22 protein-coding genes and 1 pseudogene are annotated in these 24,558 nt (G+C 63.4%); 20 read left to right on the top strand and 3 right to left on the bottom strand.

Annotation, left to right across the window (positions count from 1 at the left end):
- Positions 1–4: 4 nt before the first annotated feature.
- The 16 genes and pseudogenes from murD (at position 5) to R4P70_RS09715 (ending at position 17,904) form a co-directional block, all read left to right on the top strand.
- Positions 5–1,528, top strand: coding sequence for a UDP-N-acetylmuramoyl-L-alanine--D-glutamate ligase (gene murD / locus R4P70_RS09790; RefSeq protein ID WP_317830752.1), 1,524 nt, complete (start codon positions 5–7; stop codon positions 1,526–1,528).
- Positions 1,525–3,003 (top strand): putative lipid II flippase FtsW, encoded by a 1,479-nt coding sequence (gene ftsW / locus R4P70_RS09785; protein ID WP_020908072.1) that lies wholly within the window; start codon positions 1,525–1,527, stop codon positions 3,001–3,003. Before murD ends, ftsW begins: the two co-directional genes overlap by 4 nt.
- The gene (gene murG, locus R4P70_RS09780) at positions 3,000–4,169 is read left to right on the top strand and encodes an undecaprenyldiphospho-muramoylpentapeptide beta-N-acetylglucosaminyltransferase (protein ID WP_021334090.1); all 1,170 of its coding nucleotides are present in this window, start codon (positions 3,000–3,002) and stop codon (positions 4,167–4,169) included. Before ftsW ends, murG begins: the two co-directional genes overlap by 4 nt.
- Entirely contained in the window at positions 4,166–5,674 is a 1,509-nt protein-coding gene (murC, locus tag R4P70_RS09775) for a UDP-N-acetylmuramate--L-alanine ligase (RefSeq protein WP_256064338.1), read from the top strand. Before murG ends, murC begins: the two co-directional genes overlap by 4 nt.
- A complete protein-coding gene (locus tag R4P70_RS09770) occupies positions 5,671–6,477 on the top strand; it encodes a cell division protein FtsQ/DivIB (RefSeq protein WP_019748870.1) in 807 nt (268 codons plus the stop codon). The genes murC and R4P70_RS09770 overlap by 4 nt, the downstream gene beginning before the upstream one ends.
- Before the next feature lie 258 nt (positions 6,478–6,735).
- Complete coding sequence (gene ftsZ / locus R4P70_RS09765; RefSeq protein WP_003941788.1) at positions 6,736–7,923, top strand: cell division protein FtsZ; 1,188 nt, start codon at positions 6,736–6,738, stop codon at positions 7,921–7,923.
- A 108-nt stretch (positions 7,924–8,031) separates the two neighbouring features.
- Positions 8,032–8,799 (top strand): peptidoglycan editing factor PgeF, encoded by a 768-nt coding sequence (gene pgeF, locus R4P70_RS09760; protein WP_047890079.1) that lies wholly within the window; start codon positions 8,032–8,034, stop codon positions 8,797–8,799.
- Between the two features lie 6 nt (positions 8,800–8,805).
- Positions 8,806–9,555, top strand: a complete 750-nt coding sequence (locus R4P70_RS09755; protein WP_317830751.1) for a YggS family pyridoxal phosphate-dependent enzyme — start codon at positions 8,806–8,808, stop codon at positions 9,553–9,555.
- An 85-nt stretch (positions 9,556–9,640) separates the two neighbouring features.
- Positions 9,641–10,291 (top strand): cell division protein SepF, encoded by a 651-nt coding sequence (locus tag R4P70_RS09750; protein WP_003941752.1) that lies wholly within the window; start codon positions 9,641–9,643, stop codon positions 10,289–10,291.
- A 189-nt stretch (positions 10,292–10,480) separates the two neighbouring features.
- Positions 10,481–10,759, top strand: a complete 279-nt coding sequence (locus tag R4P70_RS09745) for a YggT family protein (protein WP_003941780.1) — start codon at positions 10,481–10,483, stop codon at positions 10,757–10,759.
- Positions 10,760–10,885: 126 nt separating this feature from the next.
- Entirely contained in the window at positions 10,886–11,713 is an 828-nt protein-coding gene (locus tag R4P70_RS09740; protein WP_003941722.1) for a DivIVA domain-containing protein, read from the top strand.
- Between the two features lie 49 nt (positions 11,714–11,762).
- Positions 11,763–11,948 (top strand): annotated as a pseudogene (locus R4P70_RS32685) (hypothetical protein); the annotation flags it as partial.
- 420 nt (positions 11,949–12,368) lie between these two features.
- Positions 12,369–15,482, top strand: a complete 3,114-nt coding sequence (gene ileS / locus R4P70_RS09730; RefSeq protein ID WP_020908068.1) for an isoleucine--tRNA ligase — start codon at positions 12,369–12,371, stop codon at positions 15,480–15,482.
- Positions 15,483–15,550: 68 nt separating this feature from the next.
- Positions 15,551–15,889, top strand: coding sequence for a TfoX/Sxy family protein (locus R4P70_RS09725; protein WP_003941748.1), 339 nt, complete (start codon positions 15,551–15,553; stop codon positions 15,887–15,889).
- 36 nt (positions 15,890–15,925) lie between these two features.
- Positions 15,926–17,290: a DNA polymerase IV gene (locus R4P70_RS09720; RefSeq protein ID WP_019748863.1), complete on the top strand. Its 1,365-nt coding sequence runs from the start codon at positions 15,926–15,928 to the stop codon at positions 17,288–17,290.
- A 131-nt stretch (positions 17,291–17,421) separates the two neighbouring features.
- Complete coding sequence (locus tag R4P70_RS09715) at positions 17,422–17,904, top strand: hypothetical protein (protein ID WP_259119479.1); 483 nt, start codon at positions 17,422–17,424, stop codon at positions 17,902–17,904.
- A gap of 83 nt (positions 17,905–17,987) precedes the next feature.
- On the opposite strand, the gene R4P70_RS09710 is transcribed toward R4P70_RS09715, so the two are convergent.
- From R4P70_RS09710 to R4P70_RS09700, 3 genes are all read right to left on the bottom strand, one after another.
- Positions 17,988–19,379: a glutamate decarboxylase gene (locus R4P70_RS09710; protein ID WP_046378698.1), complete on the bottom strand. Its 1,392-nt coding sequence runs from the start codon at positions 19,377–19,379 to the stop codon at positions 17,988–17,990.
- A gap of 142 nt (positions 19,380–19,521) precedes the next feature.
- Positions 19,522–20,286, bottom strand: coding sequence for a sensor domain-containing protein (locus tag R4P70_RS09705; protein WP_308370759.1), 765 nt, complete (start codon positions 20,284–20,286; stop codon positions 19,522–19,524).
- The gene (locus tag R4P70_RS09700; protein WP_019748859.1) at positions 20,283–21,209 is read right to left on the bottom strand and encodes a hypothetical protein; all 927 of its coding nucleotides are present in this window, start codon (positions 21,207–21,209) and stop codon (positions 20,283–20,285) included. Before R4P70_RS09700 ends, R4P70_RS09705 begins: the two co-directional genes overlap by 4 nt.
- Before the next feature lie 68 nt (positions 21,210–21,277).
- Between R4P70_RS09700 and lspA the strand changes: the two genes are divergently transcribed.
- The 4 genes from lspA to rarD are packed head-to-tail and all read left to right on the top strand — an operon-like array spanning position 21,278 to position 24,532.
- On the top strand, positions 21,278–21,964 hold the full coding sequence (lspA, locus tag R4P70_RS09695) for a signal peptidase II (RefSeq protein ID WP_021344550.1): 687 nt from the start codon (positions 21,278–21,280) through the stop codon (positions 21,962–21,964).
- Positions 21,961–22,887 carry an RluA family pseudouridine synthase gene (locus R4P70_RS09690; protein WP_007733161.1) on the top strand — a complete coding sequence of 309 codons (927 nt, stop codon included), beginning with the start codon at positions 21,961–21,963 and terminating at the stop codon, positions 22,885–22,887. The genes lspA and R4P70_RS09690 overlap by 4 nt, the downstream gene beginning before the upstream one ends.
- A complete protein-coding gene (locus R4P70_RS09685; protein ID WP_317830750.1) occupies positions 22,884–23,567 on the top strand; it encodes a hypothetical protein in 684 nt (227 codons plus the stop codon). Before R4P70_RS09690 ends, R4P70_RS09685 begins: the two co-directional genes overlap by 4 nt.
- Positions 23,568–23,578: 11 nt before the next feature.
- Positions 23,579–24,532: an EamA family transporter RarD gene (gene rarD / locus R4P70_RS09680; protein WP_411742465.1), complete on the top strand. Its 954-nt coding sequence runs from the start codon at positions 23,579–23,581 to the stop codon at positions 24,530–24,532.
- Positions 24,533–24,558: the final 26 nt, after the last annotated feature.

Raw genomic sequence — 24,558 nt, 5'->3', positions numbered from 1 at the left:
AACCATGACCAGCTCAGCGGATTCCGAGAACGACCTGTCCTGGCTCCGCGGTACGCGAGTGCTGGTCGCCGGAGGGCGGGTGTCCGGTCAAGCGACCATCGAACCTCTCGTCGCTCTTGGTGCTGTCGTGACGGTCGCCGATTCGACCTTGGACTTTGCGGAGCGCTGCGCCGAGCTCGGCGCGGACATGGTGACCACCACCTCGATCGAGGATGCTCCGGATTCGATCACCGAGTACGGGCTCGTCGTCACCAGTCCGGGCTTTCGGCCCGATGCACCGATCCTTGCAGCGGCCGCCGGTCACGGGATTCCCATCTGGGGAGACGTCGAGTTCTCGTGGCGCGTCGACCACAGCGGGCACTTCGGCGGTCCCCGTAAGTGGCTCGTCGTGACGGGGACGAACGGCAAGACCACGACGACGTCGATGCTGGCGTCGATTCTCGACGCCGCCGGAGTTGTCGGCCGAGCCTGCGGGAACATCGGGCTTCCGATACTCGACGCACTCGCCGAGACGTCGCCGCGCGTGGAGTACCTCGCTGTCGAACTGTCGTCTTTCCAATTGCACTGGGCGCCTTCGGTGCGTCCGGATGCCGGCGTCGTCCTCAATGTCGCCGAGGATCACCTCGACTGGCACGGCGGAATGAGCGCGTACGCCGAGGCAAAGTCGCGGGCGCTGAGTGGAAAGGTCGCGGTGGTCGGCCTCGATGACGCAATCGCTTCCGAACTGGGAACTCGCGCAACTGCAGACATTGTCACCGGGTTCAGATTGGGTGAACCGGGCGAAGGAGAACTGGGTGTCGAAGCGGGACACCTCGTGGACAACGCTTTCGGCGATCACGTCCGCTTGGCCGAAGCAGCTTCCATAGATCCGGCCGGCCCGGCAGGCGTCATGGACGCGCTGGCCGCTGCCGCTTTGGCGCGGGCACTCGGATTCGAGGCCGACGTCGTCGAACGCGGTCTGGCCGCACACAAGGTCGGCCCACACCGAGGGGCCCTGGTCGGTCGTGTCGGGTCCGTTGTGTACATCGACGATTCCAAGGCCACCAATCCGCACGCAGCCAGGCCGTCGATACTCGCGCACGACCGCGTCGTCTGGGTTGCAGGCGGTCTGCTCAAGGGCGCAAGCGTCGAGCAGTTGGTGAGCGAAGTGGGACCGAGACTGTCCGGCGCCGTTCTTCTCGGCAGTGACGCCGGTGTGATCGAGGACGCGCTGGCGCGACACGCGCCCGATGTTCCCGTGGTGCACGTGCTGTCGGGGGACGATGAAGCGGTGAGCGAAAACAGCAGCAACTCGACTCTCACCATCCGGCTGCCGTCGGGTGCCGACGCGGATGCCGTCATGGCCGCAGTGGTCGTCGAAGCTGCCGAGTTGGCGTCCCCCGGTGATGCAGTTGTACTTGCCCCGGCCGCCGCGTCCTTGGACATGTTCGCCAGCTACGGACATCGTGGTGACAGTTTCGCCGCCGCCGTAGCCGCATTACCCGATCCGTTCACGGATTCGCCTGGCCAAGCCGGGAACTTGCGATGACCAAGGGTCCCAAGACCCGAATCGGTGCCTGGTTGGCGCGGCCGTTGGCGTCGTTCCACCTGGTGGTGACGATTGCCACGATGTTGACTGTCTTGGGGCTCGTGATGGTTCTGTCGGCGTCGAGCGTCGAGCAGTACGTGTCCGGTGGCTCGGCATATTCGTTGTTCACCCAGCAGTTGATCTTCGCGATTCTCGGGGCGGTGCTCTTCTACGTCGCGCTGCGGATCCCGGCGAGAGTGCTCCGGCAGTATTCGTTTCCGCTGTTCGTCGTCGTGCTGATCATGCTGGTACTCGTCCTGATTCCGGGAATCGGCACCGAAGCGCAGGGTGCGCGTCGCTGGTTCAACGTCGGTGGATTCTCGGTGCAACCATCGGAAATCATGAAGGTCGCCTTGGCGATCTGGGGCGCGCATCTGTTGGCCTCGAGGCGTCCGGACGACCGATCCGTGAAGTCGATCCTGATTCCGCTCGTGCCCGCTGCGATGCTGGTCTTCGCCTTGGTCGTCGCGCAGCCGAACCTCAGTACGACCATCGCACTGGGAATCATCGTCGGGGCCTTGCTGTGGTTCGGTGGGCTTCCACTGAAACTCTTCGGCTCGATAGCGCTGACAGGCGTTGTCGGCGCCGCTGTCCTGGCCATGACGGCCGGGTATCGATCCGACCGAGTCCAGGCCTTCTTCAACAAGAGTGATGACCTGCAGGGCAACAACTATCAGGCCAAGCAGGCCTTGTATTCGCTCGCAGACGGCGGCTTTTTCGGTCGCGGACTCGGGCAGAGCGTCGCCAAATGGAACTACCTACCGAACGCGCACAACGACTTCATCTTCGCGATCATCGGCGAAGAGCTGGGATTTGTCGGCTGCGCTGTGGTGATCGGTTTGTTCGCTGTATTCGTGTACACGGGATTGCGGATCGCAGCCCGCAGCATCGATCCGTTCTGGCGGCTCCTGTCGGCCACCGCAACTACCTGGATCGTCGGCCAGGCGATGATCAACATCGGTTACGTCATCGGACTGCTACCGGTGACCGGACTCCAGTTGCCCTTGGTCTCCGCCGGTGGTTCGTCCTTGGCGATCACGCTGTTCATGTTCGGGGTCATCGCCAATGCAGCGCGCCACGAGCCAGAAGCAGTTGCCGCTCTGAACTCCGGGCAGGACGGCAAGATCTCGAAGTTGCTCAGACTGCCCAAGCCGGTGCTGTACCACCCGCCGTCAGGGGGCCGGCCTATCCGTCGACCGAAGCCCGCACGACAGATCGAACCGGCACGCGGACGCGACGGCCGGCGCGCGATCGAGACGGGCGATCGACGCAAGCGGGCAGATCAAGGCGCTCGCCCTTCCTCGGATTCCAACCGAGGTGCGGCCGCTGGGTCACGGAAGCGCACCGCGGGAGGGCAGAATGGTCAGCGTCGGCAGGCGCCGACACGTAGGGCACAAGATCCACGAGAAGTTCGAGAGCGAGGAATTCGTAGGTGAGCGGCAACAAATCGGCTCTGTCGGTAGTGGTGGCAGGGGGAGGCACGGCTGGTCACATCGAACCCGCACTTGCGGTCGCGGACGCGGTCAAGGCCGCTCAGCCCGACACCAGGATCACCGCACTCGGGACAGCACGTGGTCTCGAAACCACCTTGGTGCCTGCCCGCGGGTACATACTCGAGCTCATTCCGCCGGTTCCGCTTCCTCGTAAGCCCACGATGGATCTCGTCAAACTGCCGACACGCATCCTCGCCTCGGTGCGCAAGACCCGTGAGGTACTCGATTCCGTCGACGCCGACGTGATCGTCGGTTTCGGTGGTTACGTCGCGCTTCCGGCGTATCTTGCCGCACGTGGCGGTGTTCTTCGGCGCCGCCGCAAGATTCCGATCGTCATCCACGAGGCGAACGCCAGTGCCGGCATCGCGAACAAGATCGGTGCTCGCCTGGCGACGCGGGTGCTTGCTGCTGTTCCGGGTTCCGGAGTGAAGAACCGCGGCGATCAGGACGCCGAGATCGTCGGCATCCCGGTTCGCGCGTCGATCGCCAATTTCGATCGAGCGGGACTCCGCTCGCAAGCTCGCGAGTACTTCGGACTGCCTCAGGACGGTCCCGTTCTGCTCGTCTTCGGCGGATCGCAAGGCGCGAAGTCGCTCAACGACGCGGTGTCCGGAGCAGCGGAAGAACTGGCGAAGGCCGGGATCTCGGTCCTTCACGCACACGGACCCAAGAACTCCCTCGAGGTCACGCAGTACTCGGAGACGGCACCGTATGTGGCTGTACCTTATCTTTCGCGGATGGATCTCGCGTATGCCGCAGCCGACGCGACGATCTGTCGTTCGGGCGCGATGACGGTCGCCGAGGTCTCGGCGGTCGGACTACCGGCCGTTTACGTTCCGCTGCCGCACGGCAACGGTGAACAGGAACTCAACGCGAAACCCGTTGTCGCAGCTGGCGGCGCGATCATCGTCTCCGACAACGAGCTCACGCCGACGTTCGTCGCCGGCACCGTCGTCCCGATGCTGAGCGACAGCGCGCGTCTCGACAAGATGAGCAGTGGCGCTGCCAATGTCGGGCACCGCACGGCGGCAACAGAGATCGCACGGATCGTGCTCGACATCGCGGCAAAGGAAAACGCCGTCCAGGAAAATGCAAGGGGAAACCGATGACCGCGCTGCCCGCCCACCTCGAGCGAGTACACATGGTCGGAATCGGCGGTGCCGGTATGTCCGGCATCGCTCGAATTCTGCTTTCCCGCGGGGGCCTTGTCTCGGGTTCGGACGCCAAGGAGAGCCGAGGAGTCCTGGCGCTTCGTGCACGCGGGGCACAGGTCCGGATCGGCCACGACGCCGATGCTCTCGACCTGCTGCCAGGTGGACCGACCGTCGTCGTCACGACGCACGCAGCTATCCCGAAGGACAACCCGGAACTCGTCGAGGCCGCTCGCCGCGGAATCCCGGTGATTCTTCGGCCGGCTGTCCTTGCATCACTCATGCAGGGCAATCGCACGTTCCTGGTTTCGGGTACACACGGCAAGACGTCGACGACGTCGATGCTCGTGGTCGCCCTGCAGCACTGCGGTTTCGACCCCTCGTTTGCCGTTGGCGGCGAACTCAACGAGGCGGGCACGAATGCCCATCACGGCAGCGGTGACGTCTTTGTCGCCGAGGCCGACGAGAGCGACGGGTCGCTGCTTCAGTACGACCCCAACGTGATCGTCGTGACCAACATCGAGGCCGATCACCTCGACTACTTCGGCAGCGTCGAAGCGTATGTGAAGGTGTTCGACGATTTTGTCGACAAGCTACGTCCGGGTGGACTTCTGATTGCTTGCCTCGACGATCCGGGATCTGCGGATCTCGCGAAGCGAATCGTGGCCTCGGGTCGTTCGGACATCCGTGTGCTCGGTTACGGATCAGCGGATTCGCAGGAAGTAGAAGCGGGCACTGCCTTCGAACCTGTCGACGGCGTCGAGGTCGGAGTCCGACTACTGGGCTTCCATGCACACGACGTCGGGGGAGTCCTGCAGTTCCAACTGGCCGGCGAGAGCGCCGCGCGAACCGTGCGGATGGCAGTGCCGGGTCGGCACATGGCGCTCAACGCACTTGCCGCCCTGTTGGCCGCCCGTGATGCGGGCGCCGAGACCGAGGAGATCGTCGAGGGGCTCGCCGGATTCGGTGGCGTCCACCGCCGCTTCCAGTTCACTGGCCGCGAGCGTGGTGTCCGGGTGTTCGACGACTACGCCCACCATCCGACCGAAGTTCGCGCGGTTCTCGGCGCGGCCGCGGATCTGGTTCGACCGGAAGATGATTCGTCGTCGACCAATTCGGCAGCCGGACGTGTGATCGTGGTCTTCCAACCTCACCTCTATTCGCGCACAGCGGCATTTGCCGTGGAGTTCGCGCAGGCACTGGACTTGGCCGACGAGGTAGTGGTTCTCGATGTCTACGGTGCTCGCGAAGAGCCGATGCCGGGAGTCAGCGGTGCGCTTGTCGCTCAATCGGTCACCAAACCTGTTCACTATCAACCCGATCTGTCGCAGGCACCGAAGCAGGTGGCGGCGTTGGCTCACCCCGGCGACATCGTCATCACGATGGGCGCCGGTGACGTGACCATGCTCGGCAAACAGATCCTCGATGCTTTGCGTTCGGCGCCGCATCCCGCGCCGCGATGACACCCGACGCACGAAGTCGTCGCGGGCGTCGAGATCCTCAGGCCAGGCGAGCCACCAGTACGCGTCGGCGCAGTACTCGCACCGAATCGCGATACTCGACGCGGTCGACGGAGCCGGCTCCCGAACCCACGCCGACTCGTAAGTGGTTCAAGCGACCGCTGATCGTGGCACCGCTGGCAATCGTGCTGGTGGTGGGAATTGCGCTGACGGCCTGGTTGTCTCCGGTGCTCTCGGTCCGGGGCACCGAAGTTCTCGGTGCGACGACGGTCAGTGAGGAACAGATCCTTTCGCTCCTGGCAGTACCGACCGGTCAGCCGTTGATGCGGGTCGACACCGGTGCGGCAGCCGCACGTGTAGCGACGATTCCGAAGGTGGCCTCCGCCCGAGTGCAGCGGATGTATCCGTCGACCATTCGCGTCACCGTGACCGAACGGGTACCGGTTGTCTTCGTCGACTCACCCGAGGGGGCACACCTGCTGGACGAGAAGGGTGTCGACTTCGAGATGGGCGTCCCGCCGCCGGGGGTTCCGCGTCTGGTGACACCGACGCCGGGATGGAACGACGAGCCGACGCTTGCCGCGCTCGAGGTGTTGTCGGTGTTGCCGCCGGATCTGAGATTTCAGGTGGGAGAGGTTGCCGCTCGGTCGATTTCGAGTGTCACGCTGACTCTGCTCGACGGTCGCGTCGTAAACTGGGGCGGTGTCGAGCACTCGGATCGTAAGGCTGCCGTGACGCTTCCTCTGTTGACTCAACCGGGGCAGACGTACGACGTGTCCAGTCCTGATCTTCCGACGGTCCGATAGCGCACGGTGCACCCGTGCGCCGGTGCGTGGCAAATACTTCGGTGTGTCTCGGCGCGCCTAATGGCGGAACGCGACGACGGTGCATAGCGTTTCGTTTCAGATCGAATACTTGACATAACTCTAACCCTGTGGTTGAGGTTTAGAGTTTATCTCGAACACCAGCAGTAACAAATACACCAGCAGTTACAAATACAGCAGCAGTAAAAAGACAGCAGCACTGACAAACAGCGTGAAACACGACACGGAAGGCGAGAGCCGATGACGCCCCCGCACAACTACCTCGCCGTAATCAAGGTCGTCGGCATCGGCGGCGGCGGCGTGAACGCAGTCAACCGCATGATCGAACAGGGACTCAAGGGAGTCGAGTTCATCGCGGTCAACACGGACGCGCAAGCCCTTCTGATGAGTGACGCCGACGTCAAGCTCGACGTCGGTCGTGAATTGACCCGTGGCCTCGGCGCCGGTGCTGACCCTGAAGTGGGTCGCAAGGCAGCCGAAGATCACAAGGACGAGATCGAAGAGGTCATCAAGGGCGCCGACATGGTGTTCGTGACCGCAGGCGAGGGTGGTGGCACCGGAACCGGTGGTGCCCCTGTCGTGGCAAGCATCGCCCGGAAGCTGGGCGCACTCACCGTCGGCGTCGTGACTCGGCCGTTCTCCTTCGAGGGCAAGCGTCGTGGGGGACAGGCGGATACCGGAATCCAGGCGCTCCGCGAGTCCTGCGACACGCTGATCGTCATTCCCAACGATCGCCTGCTCCAGCTGGGTGACGCGGCCGTCAGCCTCATGGACGCCTTCCGCAGCGCCGACGAGGTTCTCCTCAACGGTGTCCAGGGCATCACCGACCTCATCACCACTCCGGGTCTGATCAACGTCGACTTCGCGGACGTCAAGGGTGTCATGTCCGGTGCAGGCAGTGCGTTGATGGGCATCGGATCCTCACGTGGTGAGGGACGCGCGATCAAGGCGGCGGAATCTGCGATCAATTCGCCTCTCCTCGAAGCGTCGATGGAAGGCGCCCGCGGCGTGCTCCTGTCGATCGCCGGCGGTAGCGATCTGGGTCTGTTCGAGATCAACGAGGCGGCTTCGCTGGTGCAGGAAGCCGCGCACATCGACGCCAACATCATCTTCGGAACGGTCATCGACGATTCACTCGGTGACGAGGTTCGTGTGACGGTCATCGCTGCGGGATTCGACGGAGGAGCTCCGGCTCGTCGTCCCGTGGAGTCGACCGCACAGGGACGTGGAGCTATCGGCGCCGGGCGCGCGGGTGAGGTCGGCCGGTCACCGGTGGCCGCCGAACCTGCTGGCGAGCAGCCGATTTCCGCAGCGCGCGAGACGACGGGTTCGGGTAGCTTGCCTCCGATCGGTGGCCCACGCCATGCGCCGGTCCAGGAAGACGAGGGCGACGACGACGTCGATGTGCCTGTCTTCATGCGTCGCTGACGCAGGGCTACAAACAGTTTCGAGAACAGGGTGCCCGGAATTTCTGGGTACCCTGTTCTTGACTGGATGTCCGGTCACGTCTGAGCCGGACGACAACTTTCGACGTTTGTGAGCACACTTATCTTGAGTACCGAGAAGTCGACCACCCGCACCCGCATTCGCCGCGTCGTGACCAGCCGAGCCGGTGGTGTTTCCGCGTCGCCGTACGAGTCGTTCAATCTCGGCGATCACGTCGGAGACGATCCGGCAGCCGTCGAGGCGAATCGCCGTCGTCTGGCACGCGAAATAGGCGTCGAGCCTGACCATCTCGTGTGGATGGAACAGATCCACTCGCGCAACGTCACTGTCGTGACGGAACCGACCGACGAAGTGATTCCCGTGACGGACGCTCTGGTCACCACCGTTCCCGGCCTGGCGCTCGCCACCCTCAGCGCAGACTGTGTTCCCGTTCTGCTCTCCGACGAGGAGGCCGGTGTGATCGCGGCAGTTCATGCGGGACGGATCGGTGCCCGCATCGGTATCGTCCCGCGTGTCCTCGCGGAGATGGTGCGACAGGGCGCGGACGTCTCACGTATCGGTGCCTTCCTCGGCCCGGCAGCGAGCGGACGCCAGTACGAGGTTCCCGCCGCGATGCGTGCGGACGTGGAAAAGCACTTGCCGGGCAGCGCAACTCGCACCGAGAAGGGCACGCCGGGACTCGATCTGCGTGCGGGACTGCGTAAGCAGTTGCTCGCCGCGGGTGTGTCCGGTGTTGCCGAGGACCCGCGGTGCACGATCGAGGATCGCGCGTTGTTCAGTCATCGCCGAGAATCTCTGACCGGGCGTCAAGCTGCAGTGATCTGGATGGAAGCGCCCGCAGCGCAGGAAACCGTCTAGGCAGAAATGCGCCAGACGGATATGCGGCTGACAGAAATATCGACGGCACTCGACTCGGTGCGTGCGCGGCTGGCGGCCGCCTGCCTTGCCGCCGGTCGTGAAGTTTCCGACGTAGCACTGCTGCCAGTTACCAAATTCTTTCCGGCGTCCGACGCCCGAATCCTGTACGAACTGGGTTGCCGTGGATTCGGTGAGTCTCGTGAGCAGGAAGCAGTGGAGAAGGTCGCGGACTTCGACGGCGCTGCTCAGAGCGGCGCGATCGACGGTCCGGTTCGTTGGCACATGATCGGGCAGTTGCAGCGCAACAAAGCGCGTTCGGTAGCGAAGTGGGCCTACGCAATTCACTCGGTGGACAGTGCACGACTGGCCGATGCACTCGATCGGGCGGCGCTCGGAGCTTTGTCCGACGGGGAGCGTAAAGCGCCGCTGCGGGTGCTCATCCAGGTAAGTCTCGACGGAGACCCTGCGCGTGGCGGAGTTCCCACGGGAGAGCTAACTCCTCTCGCCGAGCGGATCGAATCAGCCGAAGGTCTCGAATTTGCGGGACTGATGGCCGTCCCGCCACTTGGATCAGATCCGGACGAGCAGTTCGAAATCCTCCGCAGGGCACATCTTTTGATTCTCGAATCGCATCCTCGGGCAACCGAACTCTCGGCTGGCATGACCGGTGATCTGGAGGCCGCAGTGCGCCACGGATCAACGTGCGTGCGTGTCGGAACCGCACTGCTCGGCTCACGACCAGTAATCTCGAGGTGATCGCTCAGGTGATCGCCCAACCCGTCCACACCGCTGCGACCGGTCGCAGTCGGATTGATTCCGCCGCGCCAAGGAAGGTCGATCAATGAGCAACCTGCATAAGTTCAAGGCTTACTTCGGCATGGTTCCCCTCGATGACTACGAGGACGAATACGTGGAGGAGCCCGATCAGGCTCGCCGCGCACCCCGTCGTAGTCACGACGGCTATGCCGAGCGCGACGACCGCGAGTTCGTCGAACCTGCCTTCTCGAAGGCGAGCTACGCGCCCAGTCGTCGTGACGAAGAGGACGCGGAGTTCGATCGCTACGATTCCCGGCCCCGCGTCGACACCGTTCCCAGCCGCAGTAGCCGCCCGGCGATGGCGCCGCGTCCGGCAAGCCGTGGAAACCTCGCGGTCGACGCCCGTGCAGAGCGTCCCGAAGCGCGACGTGCGCCTGTTGTCGATGACGGCGGCCCGCTCGCCAAGATCACGACACTGCGTCCGCAGAGCTACGCAGAGGCCCGCACCATCGGTGAGCGGTTCCGCGACGGCACTCCCGTCATCATGGATCTGGTCGACATGAGCAACGCCGACGCGAAGCGTCTGGTCGATTTCGCGGCCGGCCTGGCGTTCGCATTGCGTGGTTCTTTCGACAAGGTAGCCACCAAAGTGTTTCTTCTCTCACCGGCTGACATCGACGTTTCCGCTGAGGAACGCCGTCGTATCGCGGAGACGGGTTTCTACAGCCAGAAATGATGGTCTCGACCGCAGTCCGGCCCCTGAGCAGGGGTGACGTGAGCACATTCGAACGGCGGCCCGTCTCGGCGGACGCCGCATTCGGACCCATCGCCGGCCGTTACAAGACGGACTCGATGCGGGCCGGTTCCGGAATTGCTGCGGTGTGTCTGTTTTGGACACACCGCAGAAGTCAGGCAGAGTGAGGGTGTGGACGCGCTTCTCTCTGTGATCTATCTGGTGCTGGTTGTCTTCTGGCTGTTGCTGATCGGCAGAGTGATCGTCGAGTTCGTTCGTTCGTTTGCCAGAGATTGGCGACCGACCGGATTGGTCGCAGTCATTCTCGAAACCATTTTTACGATCACCGATCCTCCGGTGAAACTGCTCCGCAGGTTGATCCCCCCGATCAACCTCGGTGGAGTTCGCTTGGATCTATCCATCATGGTCTTGCTTTTCATCGTCATCATCCTGATGTCGGTTGTTCGCTGAGCGCAGTCCGAGTGAGTGGTATGCCAGAATGGAAGCCATAACTCATCCGATGGTTCGCCACTACGTAGACTGTGTTGCAACTGAATGCTTGCTAGACCGCCAAATGACGCGTGAAGGGATCCTTCCATGCCGCAACTGACTCCAGCTGACGTGCACAACGTTGCGTTCAGCAAGCCGCCTATCGGCAAGCGTGGCTACAACGAGGACGAGGTCGACGCATTCCTCGACCTAGTCGAGCAGGCGCTGTCGCAGCTCATCGAAGAGAATGCGGACCTGCGCCAGCGCGTAGGTGAGCTGGATCAGGAGCTCGCGGCTGCCAAGAAGTCGCCGGCACCTGCTCAGCAGGCAGCACCCGTCGCAGCGCAGCCCAAGCCGGAGCCCGCTCGGGTCGTCGAACCGCCCAAGCCTGCACCCGTTGCAGCTCCGGTTCCCGCCGCCGCTGCCGTTGCAGCGCCGCAGAGTGGCGACACCCACATGCAGGCCGCGAAGGTCCTCGGACTGGCTCAGGAGATGGCGGATCGCCTCACCAACGATGCCAAGACCGAATCCGAGCAGCTGCTCGGCAGTGCTCGCACCAACTCCGAGCAGCTCATGAGCGAGGCTCGCAGCAAGGCCGACGGCATGATCGCGGATGCGCGCAACAAGTCGGAAGCAATGCTGACCGACGCTCAGACTCGCTCCGAGACCCAGCTTCGCCAGGCTCAGGAGAAGGCAGACGCTCTCAAGGCAGACGCCGAGAAGAAGCACACCGAAATCATGGCGACCATCAACCAGCAGCGTTCGGTCCTCGAGGGCCGTATCGAGCAGCTCAAGACGTTCGAACGTGAGTACCGGGTGCGCCTGAAGTCCTACCTGGAATCGCAACTCGAAGAGCTCGAACAGCGTGGCTCGGCCGTTCCGGTCGACGGTGGACAGGATTCCTACAGCCCGTCCTTCGCCAAGGGAAACAGCTGACCGAGAGCGCCTCGTCGGCTCAGCTATCGGACCGGACAAAGGTTGATACGTGCTGGTCGTGACGTTGGTTCTCGCGGGAGTTGGCTTCGCTCTCCTGATCGTTGCCCTGACCACAGGGTCGCTGATCTGGGCGTGGGCATGTATCGCGATTTGTGTAGCAGGTGCCGTCCTCCTGCTGGTCAGTGCGCTGACCAGCAGGAAGGCGGTTCCTTCGTTGGATGACCCGATATCGGGCAGCGGCGTGTCGTCGCCTTACGGTCGAGTCGAGAGTTCCTCGGATTCCTCGACCGATGATGCAGCTACTGCCAACGACGACAATCAGGGAAACCACGGCGGGTCGCCGGGTGCCCCCGACAAGTCCTAGGGCGAGTTCCGACAAGGTCCAGGACGAGTATTAGACTGTCCAACACGAATACCAGGCTGTGATCCGGCAATCACCGGGGAGCTTTCGGAAGAACGGTTGTCGACGCTTTCGTACGTGTCGAGGACCCAGTAGAACCGAACGGGTGAGCCCGTCACAGCTCGATCGAGTGGCAGCTCGAGATCCGGTGTGAAAGCACGGATCTGCGGGGTGCAAACGGGGTGGTACCGCGGTGTCGGCGCACAAGCGTCACGTCGTCCCCGTGCCGAGTCCGACTGGCACGAGGAGATCGCCATGGCGAGTAACGGGTATCCCAAAGTCGACTACGGTGTCCCCGCCGACACCGGAGTCAAGTTCCCCGAACTGGAACAGAAAGTCCTGAAACAGTGGGACGACGACGACACCTTCCGTGCGTCGGTTTCCAATCGGGACGGTAACGAAGAGTTCGTTTTCTACGACGGACCGCCATTCGCAAACGGTTTGCCGCACTACGGCCACCTGCTGACGGGGTACGTCAAGGACCTGGTGCCGCGCTTCCAGACAATGCGTGGACGCAAGGTCGAACGACGCTTCGGCTGGGATTGCCACGGCCTTCCGGCAGAGCTCGAAGCGGAGAAGCAGCTCGGCATCAAGGACAAGGCCGAGATCGAAGTCATGGGTCTGGCCAAGTTCAACGAGTACTGCAAGGCCTCGGTGCTCAAGTACACCGACGAGTGGCGTGACTACGTCACCCGCCAGGCGCGCTGGGTCGATTTCGACAACGACTACAAGACCCTGGACGTCGACTTCATGGAGTCCGTCATGTGGGCCTTCAAGGAGCTGCACGACAAGGGCCTGATCTATCAGGGCTTCCGTGTGCTGCCCTACAGCTGGTACGAGCAGACTCCGCTGTCCAATCAGGAGACTCGTCTCGACGACGCGTACAAGATGCGTCAGGATCCTGCAGTCACGGTCGACATGCCGCTGGTCGCTCCGGGTTCACCCCTCGACGGCGCAAACGCGATCATCTGGACCACGACTCCGTGGACACTGCCGTCCAACTTGGCCACTGCGGTTCATCCCGAGGTCGACTACGTCCAGGTGCTCGGCGAGGACGGAAAGCGGTACGTGCTCGCAGAAGCACGGGTAGCTCATTACGCACGTGAACTGGGGGAGGACCCCGAGGTCGTTTCCCGTCACAAGGGCGCCGAGCTGGTCGGACTGTCGTACACTCCGCCGTTCGACTTCTTCCTCGGACATCCGAATGCGCACGTCGTGCTCTCGGCGGACTACGTGACAACCGACTCCGGAACCGGAATCGTCCACCTCGCACCGGCTTTCGGTGAAGAGGATATGGACGTGGCCACGGCCAACGGTATCGAGGTCGTACAGCCGCTCGATCCGGGTGGAAAGTTCACCTCGATGGTTCCGCCGTACGAGGGCCTGATGGTGTTCGACGCCAACCCTGTCATCATCAAGGACCTCAAGGCTGCCGGAAAGCTGCTGCGGCACGAGACGATCGAGCACTCGTACCCACACAGTTGGCGCAGTGGGCAGCCGCTCATCTACATGGCGGTTCCCTCGTGGTTCGTCGCGGTCACCAAGTTCCGAGATCGCATGGTCGAGCTGAACAAGGACATCACGTGGGTGCCCGAGCACATCCGTGACGGCCAGTTCGGCAAGTGGCTCGAAGGTGCACGAGACTGGAACATCAGCCGAAACCGTTACTGGGGCAGCCCGATCCCGGTGTGGGTGTCGGACGATCCGCAGTACCCGCGTACGGACGTGTACGGATCGCTCGATCAGTTGGAGGCAGACTTCGGCGTGCGGCCGACCGATCTGCATCGCCCGATGATCGACGACCTGGTCCGCCCGAACCCCGACGACCCGACCGGGAAGTCGATGATGCGCCGGGTTCCCGAGGTGCTCGACTGCTGGTTCGAATCCGGTTCGATGCCGTACGCGCAGGTGCACTACCCATTCGAGAACCGTGAATGGTTCGAGGGCCATTTCCCGGGCGATTTCATCGTCGAGTACAACGGGCAGACTCGCGGCTGGTTCTACACGCTGCACGTGCTGGCAACCGCACTCTTCGATCGTCCGGCGTTCAAAACCGTTGCTGCGCACGGCATCGTGCTGGGCGACGACGGACTGAAGATGAGCAAGTCCAAGGGCAACTACCCGGACGTGAAGGAGGTGTTCAACCGCGACGGCAGCGATGCCATGCGATGGTTCCTGATGTCTTCGCCGATCTTGCGCGGCGGAAACCTCATCGTGACCGAGCAGGGCATCCGCGAAGGCGTACGTCAGGCGTTGCTCCCGCTGTGGAACGCCTGGAGCTTCTTGCAGTTGTACGCGCCGGAATCCGGTGTGTGGCGTACCGATTCGGAGAACATCCTCGATCAGTACATCCTGGCCAAGCTCGCTACCACCCGCGACGTGATCACCGAGGCCCTCGAGGTCAACGACATCGCCGGCGCGTGCGACGAGCTTCGGTTGTTCTGTGATGCGCTCACCAACTGGTATGTGCGACGGTCTCGTTCGCGGTTCTGGGACGAGGATCGCGACGCGATAGACACCCTGCACACCGTGCTCGAGGTCGTGACGCGTCTCGCTGCGCCGCTGTTGCCGCTGGTGTCCGAGGTGATCTGGCGCGGGTTGACCGGGGAGCGCTCGGTTCACCTGGCTGATTGGCCCGAGGCGTCGGAGCTCCCCGCGAACCCCGAGCTGGTAGCGGCGATGGACGACGTCCGGACCGTGTGCTCCACGGTGCTGAGCCTGCGCAAGGCGCAGAATCTGCGTGTTCGTCTTCCGCTGCCCGAGGTCACGGTTGCGGCGCCGGATGCCGAGCGTCTGCGTCCGTTCCTCGGACTGATTGCCGACGAGGTCAACGTCAAGAAGGTCGATCTGACCGATGACGTCGACGTGCACGGGCGCTTCGAGATCGCGGTCAACGCGCGTGCTGCAGGACCGCGTCTGGGCAAATCCGTTCAGACTGTCATCAAGGCGGTCAAGGCGGGCGACTGGACCGAGAACGCGGACGGCGTCGTGGTTGCGGCGGGCATCGAACTGCTGCCCGAGGAGTACACGCAGAAACTGGTTGCAGCCGAGCCTGATTCGACGGCTGCATTGCCAGACGGTGCGGGACTCGTCGTACTCGATTCCGTCGTGACGGAGGAACTCGAAGCCGAGGGCTGGGCGAAGGACCGTATCCGTCAGTTGCAGGATGCGCGTCGTGCCGCCGGTTTGGACGTCTCGGACCGGATCAACGTCGTACTCGAGGTTCCGCAGGACTGCAAGGAGTGGGCGGAGCGTCATCGCGAATTGATCGCCGGTGAGGTTCTGGCCACCTCGTTCTCGGTGGGTGAAGCGGGAGACGACGCCGTCGATCTCGGTGACGGTATCCGCGCCGCGATCACGAAGGTCTAATACCGCCGTAACTACTCCGGCTCCCCGATGAATGTCTGTATGTCGGGGTGCCGGAGTAGTTTGCTCTCATGAGTACGAGCAAGGAAACCGTGGCGCGCATTCTCGAGCAGTTGGAACCGCTCGACGTGCGGGCAAGGGCGATGTTCGGCGAGTACGGATTGTATTGCGACGAGAAGATCGTGGGCTTGATCTGCGGAGACGTTCTGTTCGTCAAACCCACCGAGGTCAGTACGGAGTTCGGATCAGAGGCCGATCTGGCTCCGCCGTACCCGGGAGCGAAGGATTACTACCGGGTGACGGAGGAACGGCTGCAGGACCTCGATCACCTGCACGCCTTCATTCAACGGACTGCCGACGTACTACCCCTGCCGAAGAAGAAGTCGCCCAAGAAGAAGGCGCGGACGTAAATTCTGCACCTACTTTTGAGAGAACCGTAACTCCCGATGAATCAAGGTGATCCCACACGAAGTCGCAGGTGGGTGCTGCATCTCGACATGGATGCGTTTTTCGCCTCTGCCGAGCAGTTGACCCGTCCCACGCTGCGAGGTCGCCCGGTGCTGGTCGGCGGCTTGGGTGGGCGCGGAGTGGTGGCCGGGGCAAGTTACGAAGCGAGAGTTTTCGGTGCGCGTTCGGCAATGCCGATGCACCAAGCACGCCGGATGGTCGGTGGCGGAGCGGTGGTATTGCCACCGCGGATGTCGTTGTATTCGGTTCTGAGTAAACGCACCTTCGACGCGTTGCGCCTTCGTATGCCGATCCTCGAGCAATTGTCGGTGGACGAGGCCTTCGGCGAACCGGTGGAGTTGGCCGGAGTCGGGGCCGACGAGGTCCGCGCGTTTTGCGAGGACCTGCGGGCGTTGATCAAGGCCGAGACCGGGTTGGTCGCCTCGATCGGTGCCGGCGCAGGTAAGCAGGTCGCCAAGATCGCGTCGGGACTGGCAAAGCCCGACGGCGTCGCAGTGATTCCTCCCGGGATGCAGCACGAGTTGCTCGATCCTCTTCCGGTGCGAAAGCTGTGGGGGATCGGTCCTGTTGCCGAGGAAAAGCTCAAGCGTCTCGGCATCGAAACCATCGGAGGGTTTGCCCGCACTCCCATAGCCGAGGTGGCGTCGATACTCGGAACCACTGTCGGACCGGGGTTGCATCGGCTCGCGCAGGGGATCGACGATCGGCCGGTCGCCGAGCGTGCCGAATCCAAGCAGATCAGCGCGGAATCCACGTTCGCCGCAGACATCGTCACGATGGCACAATTGCGCGCGGCCGTCGAAAGTAGTGGTCGTGCAGCATTTTCCAGGCTGGAGAAGGACGGAAGAGCTGCTCGCACCGTCGTACTGAAGCTCAAGAAGTCCGATATGAGTATCTTGACTCGATCCGTGACGCTGCCGTTTGCCACGATCGACCGCCAAATCCTTGTCGCGACCGCGCAGAAACAGGTCATCGATCCACAGGAATTGGGGCCGATTCGCCTGGTCGGTGTGGGATTCGCCGGTTTGTCCACCGTTCGGCAAGGATCACTTTTTCCCGAGTTGGATCAGGACGTTCCCGGCTATCCGGTCGAGACTCTCACGGGCGCCCTCGATGAGGCCGAACTCGACGTTCCGGTGGCCGCACGCGTCCCTCAGCGCTACTGGCACCCTGGTTTGGACGTGAAGCATCCAGAATACGGACACGGTTGGGTGCAGGGTGCCGGGCACGGAGTGGTGACAGTTCGCTTCGAAACCCGTTCCAGCGGAACGGGAATAGCCAAAACCTTCGCCGAATCGGATGAGGTGCTCGAGGTGGCAGATGCGGTCGACAGCCTTCTCTGAGGATGTCCTTAGACTTTTTCCGCTTACCGTTGGGTAATGTTGTCGACGATCCTCGAGCAAGCACGATGTTCGACTGACGCTCGAATGTGAACACCCGAATGGATAGGACTGAGAAGTTGAAGCTTCAGAAGATGACCGTTGCAGCAGTGGCGATCGCAGCAGCCCTCACGATGACCGCTTGTAGCTCGGGTGAAAAGGAAGCATCACCCACCACAACGTCGAAGACGACCACCACCACGGCGGCTCCGACCACCGTTGAACTGCCGACGTCCGCTGAGCTCAACGCCAAGGTCGCCCAGGCGCTCGACGAGTCCGTTCCGGGTGCCGAGAAGGTCGACCTCGTCCAGGGAGCCGAGGAGGATCCGGAGCTGATCAACCAGGTCGCCGCTGCTGCCAAGGCTGCCGGCGCGCAGGTCGAGATCCTCGACCCGGTCACCGACACGGGTAGCGAGACGGCTGCAGCTTCGCTGAACATCGTCGTCAACGGCCAGCCGCTGCAGCAGGGTCTGCAGGCTTCGTTCGTCTACGAGGACGGCGTCTGGAAGCTCTCGAAGACCACCGCTTGCCAGATCGTCGGCGTTGCAGGTCTGACCTCGCCTGCTTGCGCTGCTTGATCTCTGCGCAACACCTGAAACACCAGAGCGGCCGTCGACTCCCGAAAGGGAGTCGGCGGCCGCTCTTCATGCAGTGAGCGTCGTCAGTGATGGAATCCCTCGGTGACGCGTGGCCGCGGCATCGGGCTGTCGAGTTCGTCGAGGAACGCGGTTTCCTCTTCGATGATGCGCAGCAGATTGGCTGCCAGGTCCATGCTCAGTCCGTTACGAACCACGATGCGCTGCACTGTCAGATCCGAGAGATCGTCCGGCATGGGATAGGCCGGCACCAACCAGCCCTTGCCTCGCAGTCGGTCCGACAGGTCGTACAGCGTCCAGTTGGACGTGTGGCCCTCGGCGAGGCGCCACGCGAAGACCGGGATGTCGGAACCGTCGTTCCACAATTCGAAGGCGTCGAGCTTCCCGATTCCTTCGGCGAGGAATTTCGCCACGTCCTGTGAGGACTGCTGGATCGCGCGATAGCCGTCGTGGCCGAGACGCAGGAACAAGTAGAACTGCAGGATCACCTGAGCGCCGGGCCGCGAGAAGTTCAGCGCGAAGGTCGGCATACTGCCGCCGAGGTAGCTCACCTTGAACACGAGGTCGTCGGGAAGTAGATCCTGCGATCGCCAGACCACCCAGCCGAGGCCGGGGTAGACGAGTCCGTACTTGTGCGCCGACGTGTTGATGGAGTGCACGCGCGGGAGCCGGAAATCCCATTCGAGTTCCGGCTGTAGGAACGGGGCGATCATTGCGCCGGAAGCGCCGTCGACGTGGATGGGAACGTCGAGTCCCGTCTTTTCCTGGATCGCGTCGAGTGCCTTCGAGATTTCCAGGACCGGCTCGTACATCCCGGTGTACGTGACACCCATGATCGCGATTACGCCGATCGTGTTCTCGTCGACGTACTTGTCCAGATCGTGACCGTCGAGGGTCCGGTGTTCCTCGCTGATCGGCACGTAGCGCGCCTCGACGTCCCAGTAGTTGCAGAATTTCTCCCAGCACACCTGGACGGCGGAACTCATGATGAGATTTGGTTTTTCGGTCGACTTGCCCGCGGCTTTTCGTGCGTGCTGCCAGCGTCGTTTCATCGCCAGGCCACCGAGCATGCACGCCTCGGACGAACCGATCGTCGAGGTACCGATTGCGTCCTTGGGGGAGGGCGAGTGCCAGAGGTCGGCAAGGATGCGCCAGCAATAGGTTTCGATCGCGGCGGTCTGTGGATACTCGTCCTTGTCGATCATGTTCTTGTCGAACGACTCGGCATACAGTTTGGTGGCGTGATCGTCCATCCACGTGCTGACGAACGTCGCGAGATTGAGCCGCGCATTGCCGTCGAGCATCGTTTCGTCGTGGACGATCTGATACGCGGTCTCGGGAAGCATGCCGTCGGGTTCGAGTGTGTACTTCGATGCAACCGAATCCTCGCCGGGCCTCGAGAAGATCGGATTGACGGCTACGTAATCGGTGTGATCTGACCTTCTGGGTTCCGGCATGAACTCTGGCTCCTCACATCAGTGTGTCGCGTTGGTCTGTTTCGTACCTACTCTCACCGTTCAGTGTGGACGGGCAGTTGTCAAAGGGTCTGTGGTCCCGAATCATTCGCGTAAGGCCGAGACGGGACTAATCCGCTCGTTGTCAGGGCGTTTGTGCGCGCAGGCGATCGGCGGCGGCCGATGCCATCGAGTGCAGCACGTCGGGGGCGATCGGACTCGGCGCAGTTGCGGACACCTGGGTCAACGTGGTCCCGACTGCGGCCACGATCGCATCGGCGACCAAGGTGAAACCGCCACTCTCCGTGATGATTCGGAAAGCGAAAGACGCGTCGCCGACGTTCGGGTCCGACGCTCCGCCGACGCGATAGGTGATTGTCGTTCCGTCGGCATCGGTTCCCGAATATTCCGCGCACCCGGCCAGCGTGGTCTGAAGTTTCTCGAAAGCTGCTGCTGCCGCGGTGCCGTCGGCGTACGAAGCAGAGTCCTGATCGATGCTCGTGAAATCGGGGCCGGTGAACATGTCGGAGAGGTCGGCGACGGATCCGGCGGCCTGGGTGGCTATCGGTGCCAGAACCTGAGCGCAGACGGCGGGGTCGGTGCTCGACTTGTCCGCCTCCGAACTCTCCGGCGCCGGTGCGAGGCCGAGGTCGTCGACCGGGTCGGGAACTATGTCGAAGTCCGCAGGTAGTTCGGAGAGGGTGAGCGCGGCTCGCTGCAGCGCATCACGGTCGAGCGGTGCCCCGCTCAGCGGTGCGGCCGGAGCAGCTGTGAACGGCGCCAAGCCGACCTGTGGGGCGGAAACCTGCGTAGTTGTGTCAGCACTAGGAGAGTCGTCCGAGCCGCAACCGGTGACGACGAACAGTGCCGCCGTTGCTGTCAGGCCCAGTGCGAGCGACCGGCGTGTCACGATTCCCACCGAATGCTGTTGGAGATGGTCTGCCGGATCACCGAGGAGCTGTCCGGATCGCCGTACGCCTGGTCGCCGCCGACGGTCATCTGTCCGTCGATCGGCAAGGGGAGTGAGAGGTCGACGGTGAGGTTTCCGGAGCCGGCCATGACGTACTGATCGATGTTCAGCGTTCCGGCGTCACCGGCCAGGTTCCAGACCGGGCTCTGCGGCGTCTGCGATACGTCCACCGCGAGCGAAAGCCGATTGCCCTCCCGCGCGGTGAGCGTGACGGTGGTTGTCTGATCGAGCAGGATTTCACTGCTGACTTGTTGTCGAACCACCCAACGTGCGCCGACACCGACCGGAGCGTCGGGGAGTGCAACGGTCCGGTAGACCGCTTGGCCGAGCGCCTGTTCGATTGCAGCGCGGGCAGCATTGGCCGAGTTGGCGGACGGCTTCAACCGTAGGGCGGTGATGGCGCCCGAATCCGTGACCGACAATCCGGCCGCAGATCCGTCGGCCCCGCTCAGCGCTGCCTGCAGCGTTGCATCCGGCGAGGTCATCGACGACAGCGTCAGATCCACGACAGCGGTGGGATCGTCAGCGGTCACGTTTGCCGAGAGCGGGATCGTGATCTCCGGCGAAGAGAAATCTTGTGCCGGCTGTTGATCGATCTGCTGACTCACGACCGCCTGGGTGACGAGCGTCGCCGTCTGCGTGGTGCCGACAGGCAAGTTCATGCGCAATACCTCGCGCGGTTCGCTTCCCGCATCGAGTACCTCGACGGTGGCGGCGGTCACCGGAACAGTGACTTCGCTCGGCGACGAGGTAGGTGTGGTGGGAGGTTGATCCGAGTCGCCGCAAGCGGTGAGAACGGTGGTGAGAGCGAGGGCAGCGAGGGCGAACGGAACTCGTCGGCCGGTCGTGGACAGCAGTGGCACGCGCTCCAGGCTAGCCGCAGTTGCAGAGTGCGTGACCCGGTGCGGTGAACATGAGGGATGATGGTTGCGTGAGTACAGACCACCCAGACCGAGATGTCAACGCGGAGGATCAGCCGATTACCGAAATCTCGAAGGCCGACGAGCCCGAAACCGTGAAACCGGAAGCCGTGAAATCGGAAGACGGTGACCTGGCGGTTGCGCCGGTCGCAAAGCCCCGCCGGCTGACCATGCTCATTGCCATCGCCGCCGTCATCCTGCTCTCGGACATTCTCACGAAGGTGTGGGCCGTCGCCGCGGTCAAGCCGGGGCAGCCGATCGAAATCATCGGTGACGTGGTCACATTCACGATGGTGCGCAATCCCGGTGCAGCGTTCTCGATGGCGACGTCGATGACGTGGATCCTCACCCTCGTCGCCATCGGTGTCGTCATCGGTGTGATCAAGATCGGTCGCACGCTCCGATCACCGTGGTGGGCGCTCGGTCTCGGCCTCGTTCTCGGCGGCGCGCTGGGTAACCTCGTCGACCGATTCTTCCGCTCTCCCGGAATCATGCGCGGACATGTGGTGGACTTCGTTTCCGTCGGTTGGTGGCCCGTGTTCAACATCGCGGATTCCGCGATCGTCTGTGGCGCGATCCTGCTCGTCGTACTGACTCTTTTCGGCTTCGAACCCAACGGTGAACGCCTGCGTGATCACAAGGCGGACGACAAGAAGCTCACCGAATCGAAGGCCGCAGCCGAGGGAGAAACCAAGTGAGGGAATCCCGTTCGATGCCCGTGCCCGACGGCCTCGACGCCATGCGGGTCGATGCCGGCCTCGCGCGCCTGCTCGGACTCTCGCGCACCGTGGTCGCGACACTCGCGGAAGAAGGCTCGGTACTCGTCGACGGTGTGGCCGTCGGCAAGTCCGATCGTCTGACCGCAGGATCGTGGCTCGAGGTTGTCCTGCCCGAACCGCCGCGGCCCCTGACCATCGAGGCGACACCGGTCGAGGGGATGGAGATCCTCTACGCCGACGACGACGTCGTTGCAGTCGACAAGCCCGTCGGAGTTGCCGCGCACGCCAGCGTCGGGTGGACGGGACCGACCGTCATCGGCGGACTTGCCGCGGCCGGTTTCCGTATCTCGACGTCCGGTGCCCACGAGCGTCAGGGCATCGTCCACCGTCTGGACGTCGGAACGTCGGGTGTCATGGTGGTTGCCACCTCCGAGCGCGCATACACGTTGCTCAAGCGCGCTTTCAAGCAGCGGACCATCGACAAGCGCTACCACGCTCTCGTGCAGGGACACCCCGACCCGAGCAGCGGAACCATCGACGCCCCCATCGGACGCCACCACGGGAACGACTGGCGGTTCACGGTCACGGCCGATGGCAAGCCCAGCGTCACGCACTACGACACCATCGAGGCGTTCCAGGCAGCGAGTCTGCTGGACGTGCACCTCGAAACCGGTCGCACGCACCAGATCCGTGTCCACTTCTCGGCGTTGCGCCATCCGTGCTGCGGCGACCTGACCTACGGCGCGGACCCCCGACTTGCCGAGAGGCTCGGTCTCGAACGCCAGTGGCTGCACGCAGTCTCGCTCGGCTTCGCCCACCCGGCGGACGGTCGCTGGGTCGAGATCAAGAGCAAGTACCCGAAGGACCTCGAACACGCACTCGAAGTTCTCCGGTCCTCATGACACCGCGCGGGCTTACCCCCGCGCTGGCCGTCGTCGCGGTGGTGGTCGGTGTGGCGGCGGTGGTGGGCGTGGGGTTCGCGAATCCCGTGCTGACCCCGCCGATCACGACGGACACTCTCGGTCCGGACAGTGGGGAAGCTGTGCCGGACTGCCTCGACCGAGCGCGAGATTCTGTCGCGTCGGTCGATGGGCCGGTGTGGGCGTTGGTCTCGTTCACGAAGGCACTCACCGTCGACGAGGTCATCACGTCGACCAGCAGTGTTCAGGTGCCGGGCGCTGAGGTCTCGGGCGTTCGCGTGTCCAGGGTCATGTTCCGAGTTCCGATCGAGCGCGTCCAGACGCCGCTCATGTCCGTGCCCGTTCCCGACAACGACGAAGCAGTGCGCAGATCGCCCGGTGTTGCAGCCACGCGACTGATCTCGCTCGGCGGCGACACCGATCGTCAGCAACAGGTGGCGCTCGCGTCGGCGAAGCAATTGTCCGCCGGGTGCGCCTGTGCGGTGGGCGTGCTGGTGCGAGCTACTCCCGAAGGACTCGAAGCGATCGAACATGACTCGAACGTCCGTGCAGTGGAAGCGTTGCCGTCCGACGCCTCGCCGTGGTTGGCGGCCGTCCGTCCCTTGCTGCCGGAGTACGTGGACGTCGTTGCTCCCGGCCCCGACGACGGCCCGGTCCCGTGAACTCCGGTTCCGTGAACTCCGGTTCTGTGAACAAGGACGGACGCGCTAGGTCCGGTTCGTCCTCGGGGATCCTCTACGGTGTGGCGGCGTTCCTGTTGTGGGGAACGTTCCCGGCATTCTTCGGACTACTCGACTTCGCCGATCCGGTCGAGATCCTTGCGCACCGAGTGGTGTGGACCCTTCTGTTGATGCTGATCGTGTTGGCCTTTGCCGGCCGCCTCCGATCGCTTTGCGGAATCAGCGCACGCACCTGGCTGCTGGTGACCGCGGCATCAGCGGCGATCGCGGTGAACTGGGGAACGTACATCTATGCCGTGGTGTCAGGCCGCGTCGTGGAGGCGGCCCTCGGGTACTTCATCAACCCGCTGGTCACTGTTCTGCTCGGCGTCGTGATCTTCCGCGAACGATTGCGCCGCGCTCAGATCGCCGCCCTTGTTCTCGCTGCAACGGCAGTTGTCGTGATCACGGTCGACTTCGGTAAACCGCCGATCGTCGCATTGGTGCTCGCCGGTTCGTTTGCCACCTACGGGCTGGTCAAGAAGGTGGTTCCGCTCGATCCCCGAACCAGTTTGACTGCCGAGGGAGTCGTCGCCGCACCCTTCGCGGTCGGCTACCTCGTGTTTCTCGGCCTGACCGGGGCCGGTGCCTTCATCAGCAGCGGCGCCGGACACAGCCTGTTGCTGCTTGCCGCCGGCCCGGTCACCGCACTGCCACTGCTCCTGTTCGGCGTTGCCGCTCAGCGAGTTCCCTTGGCGACGATGGGCATGCTGCAGTACCTCACCCCGGCGCTGCAGATGGCGTGGGGTGTGGCCGTCATGCACGAGGACATGCCGGCCTCACGCTGGATCGGCTTCGTACTGATCTGGGCTGCGCTGGTGATCTTCACGACAGATACCTTCGTCGCCAGTCGACGTTCGCGGCGTTCGATGAGGTCGAGCGCCGAACCCGAGGTTCCGGTCACGTGATCGGAGGCGGCACACTGCGACTCCAC

Source organism: Rhodococcus sp. IEGM 1241, assembly GCF_033142365.1.
Classification (GTDB): Bacteria; Actinomycetota; Actinomycetes; order Mycobacteriales; family Mycobacteriaceae; genus Rhodococcus_F; species Rhodococcus_F erythropolis.
This window is presented reverse-complemented; position numbering and strand designations above follow the sequence as displayed.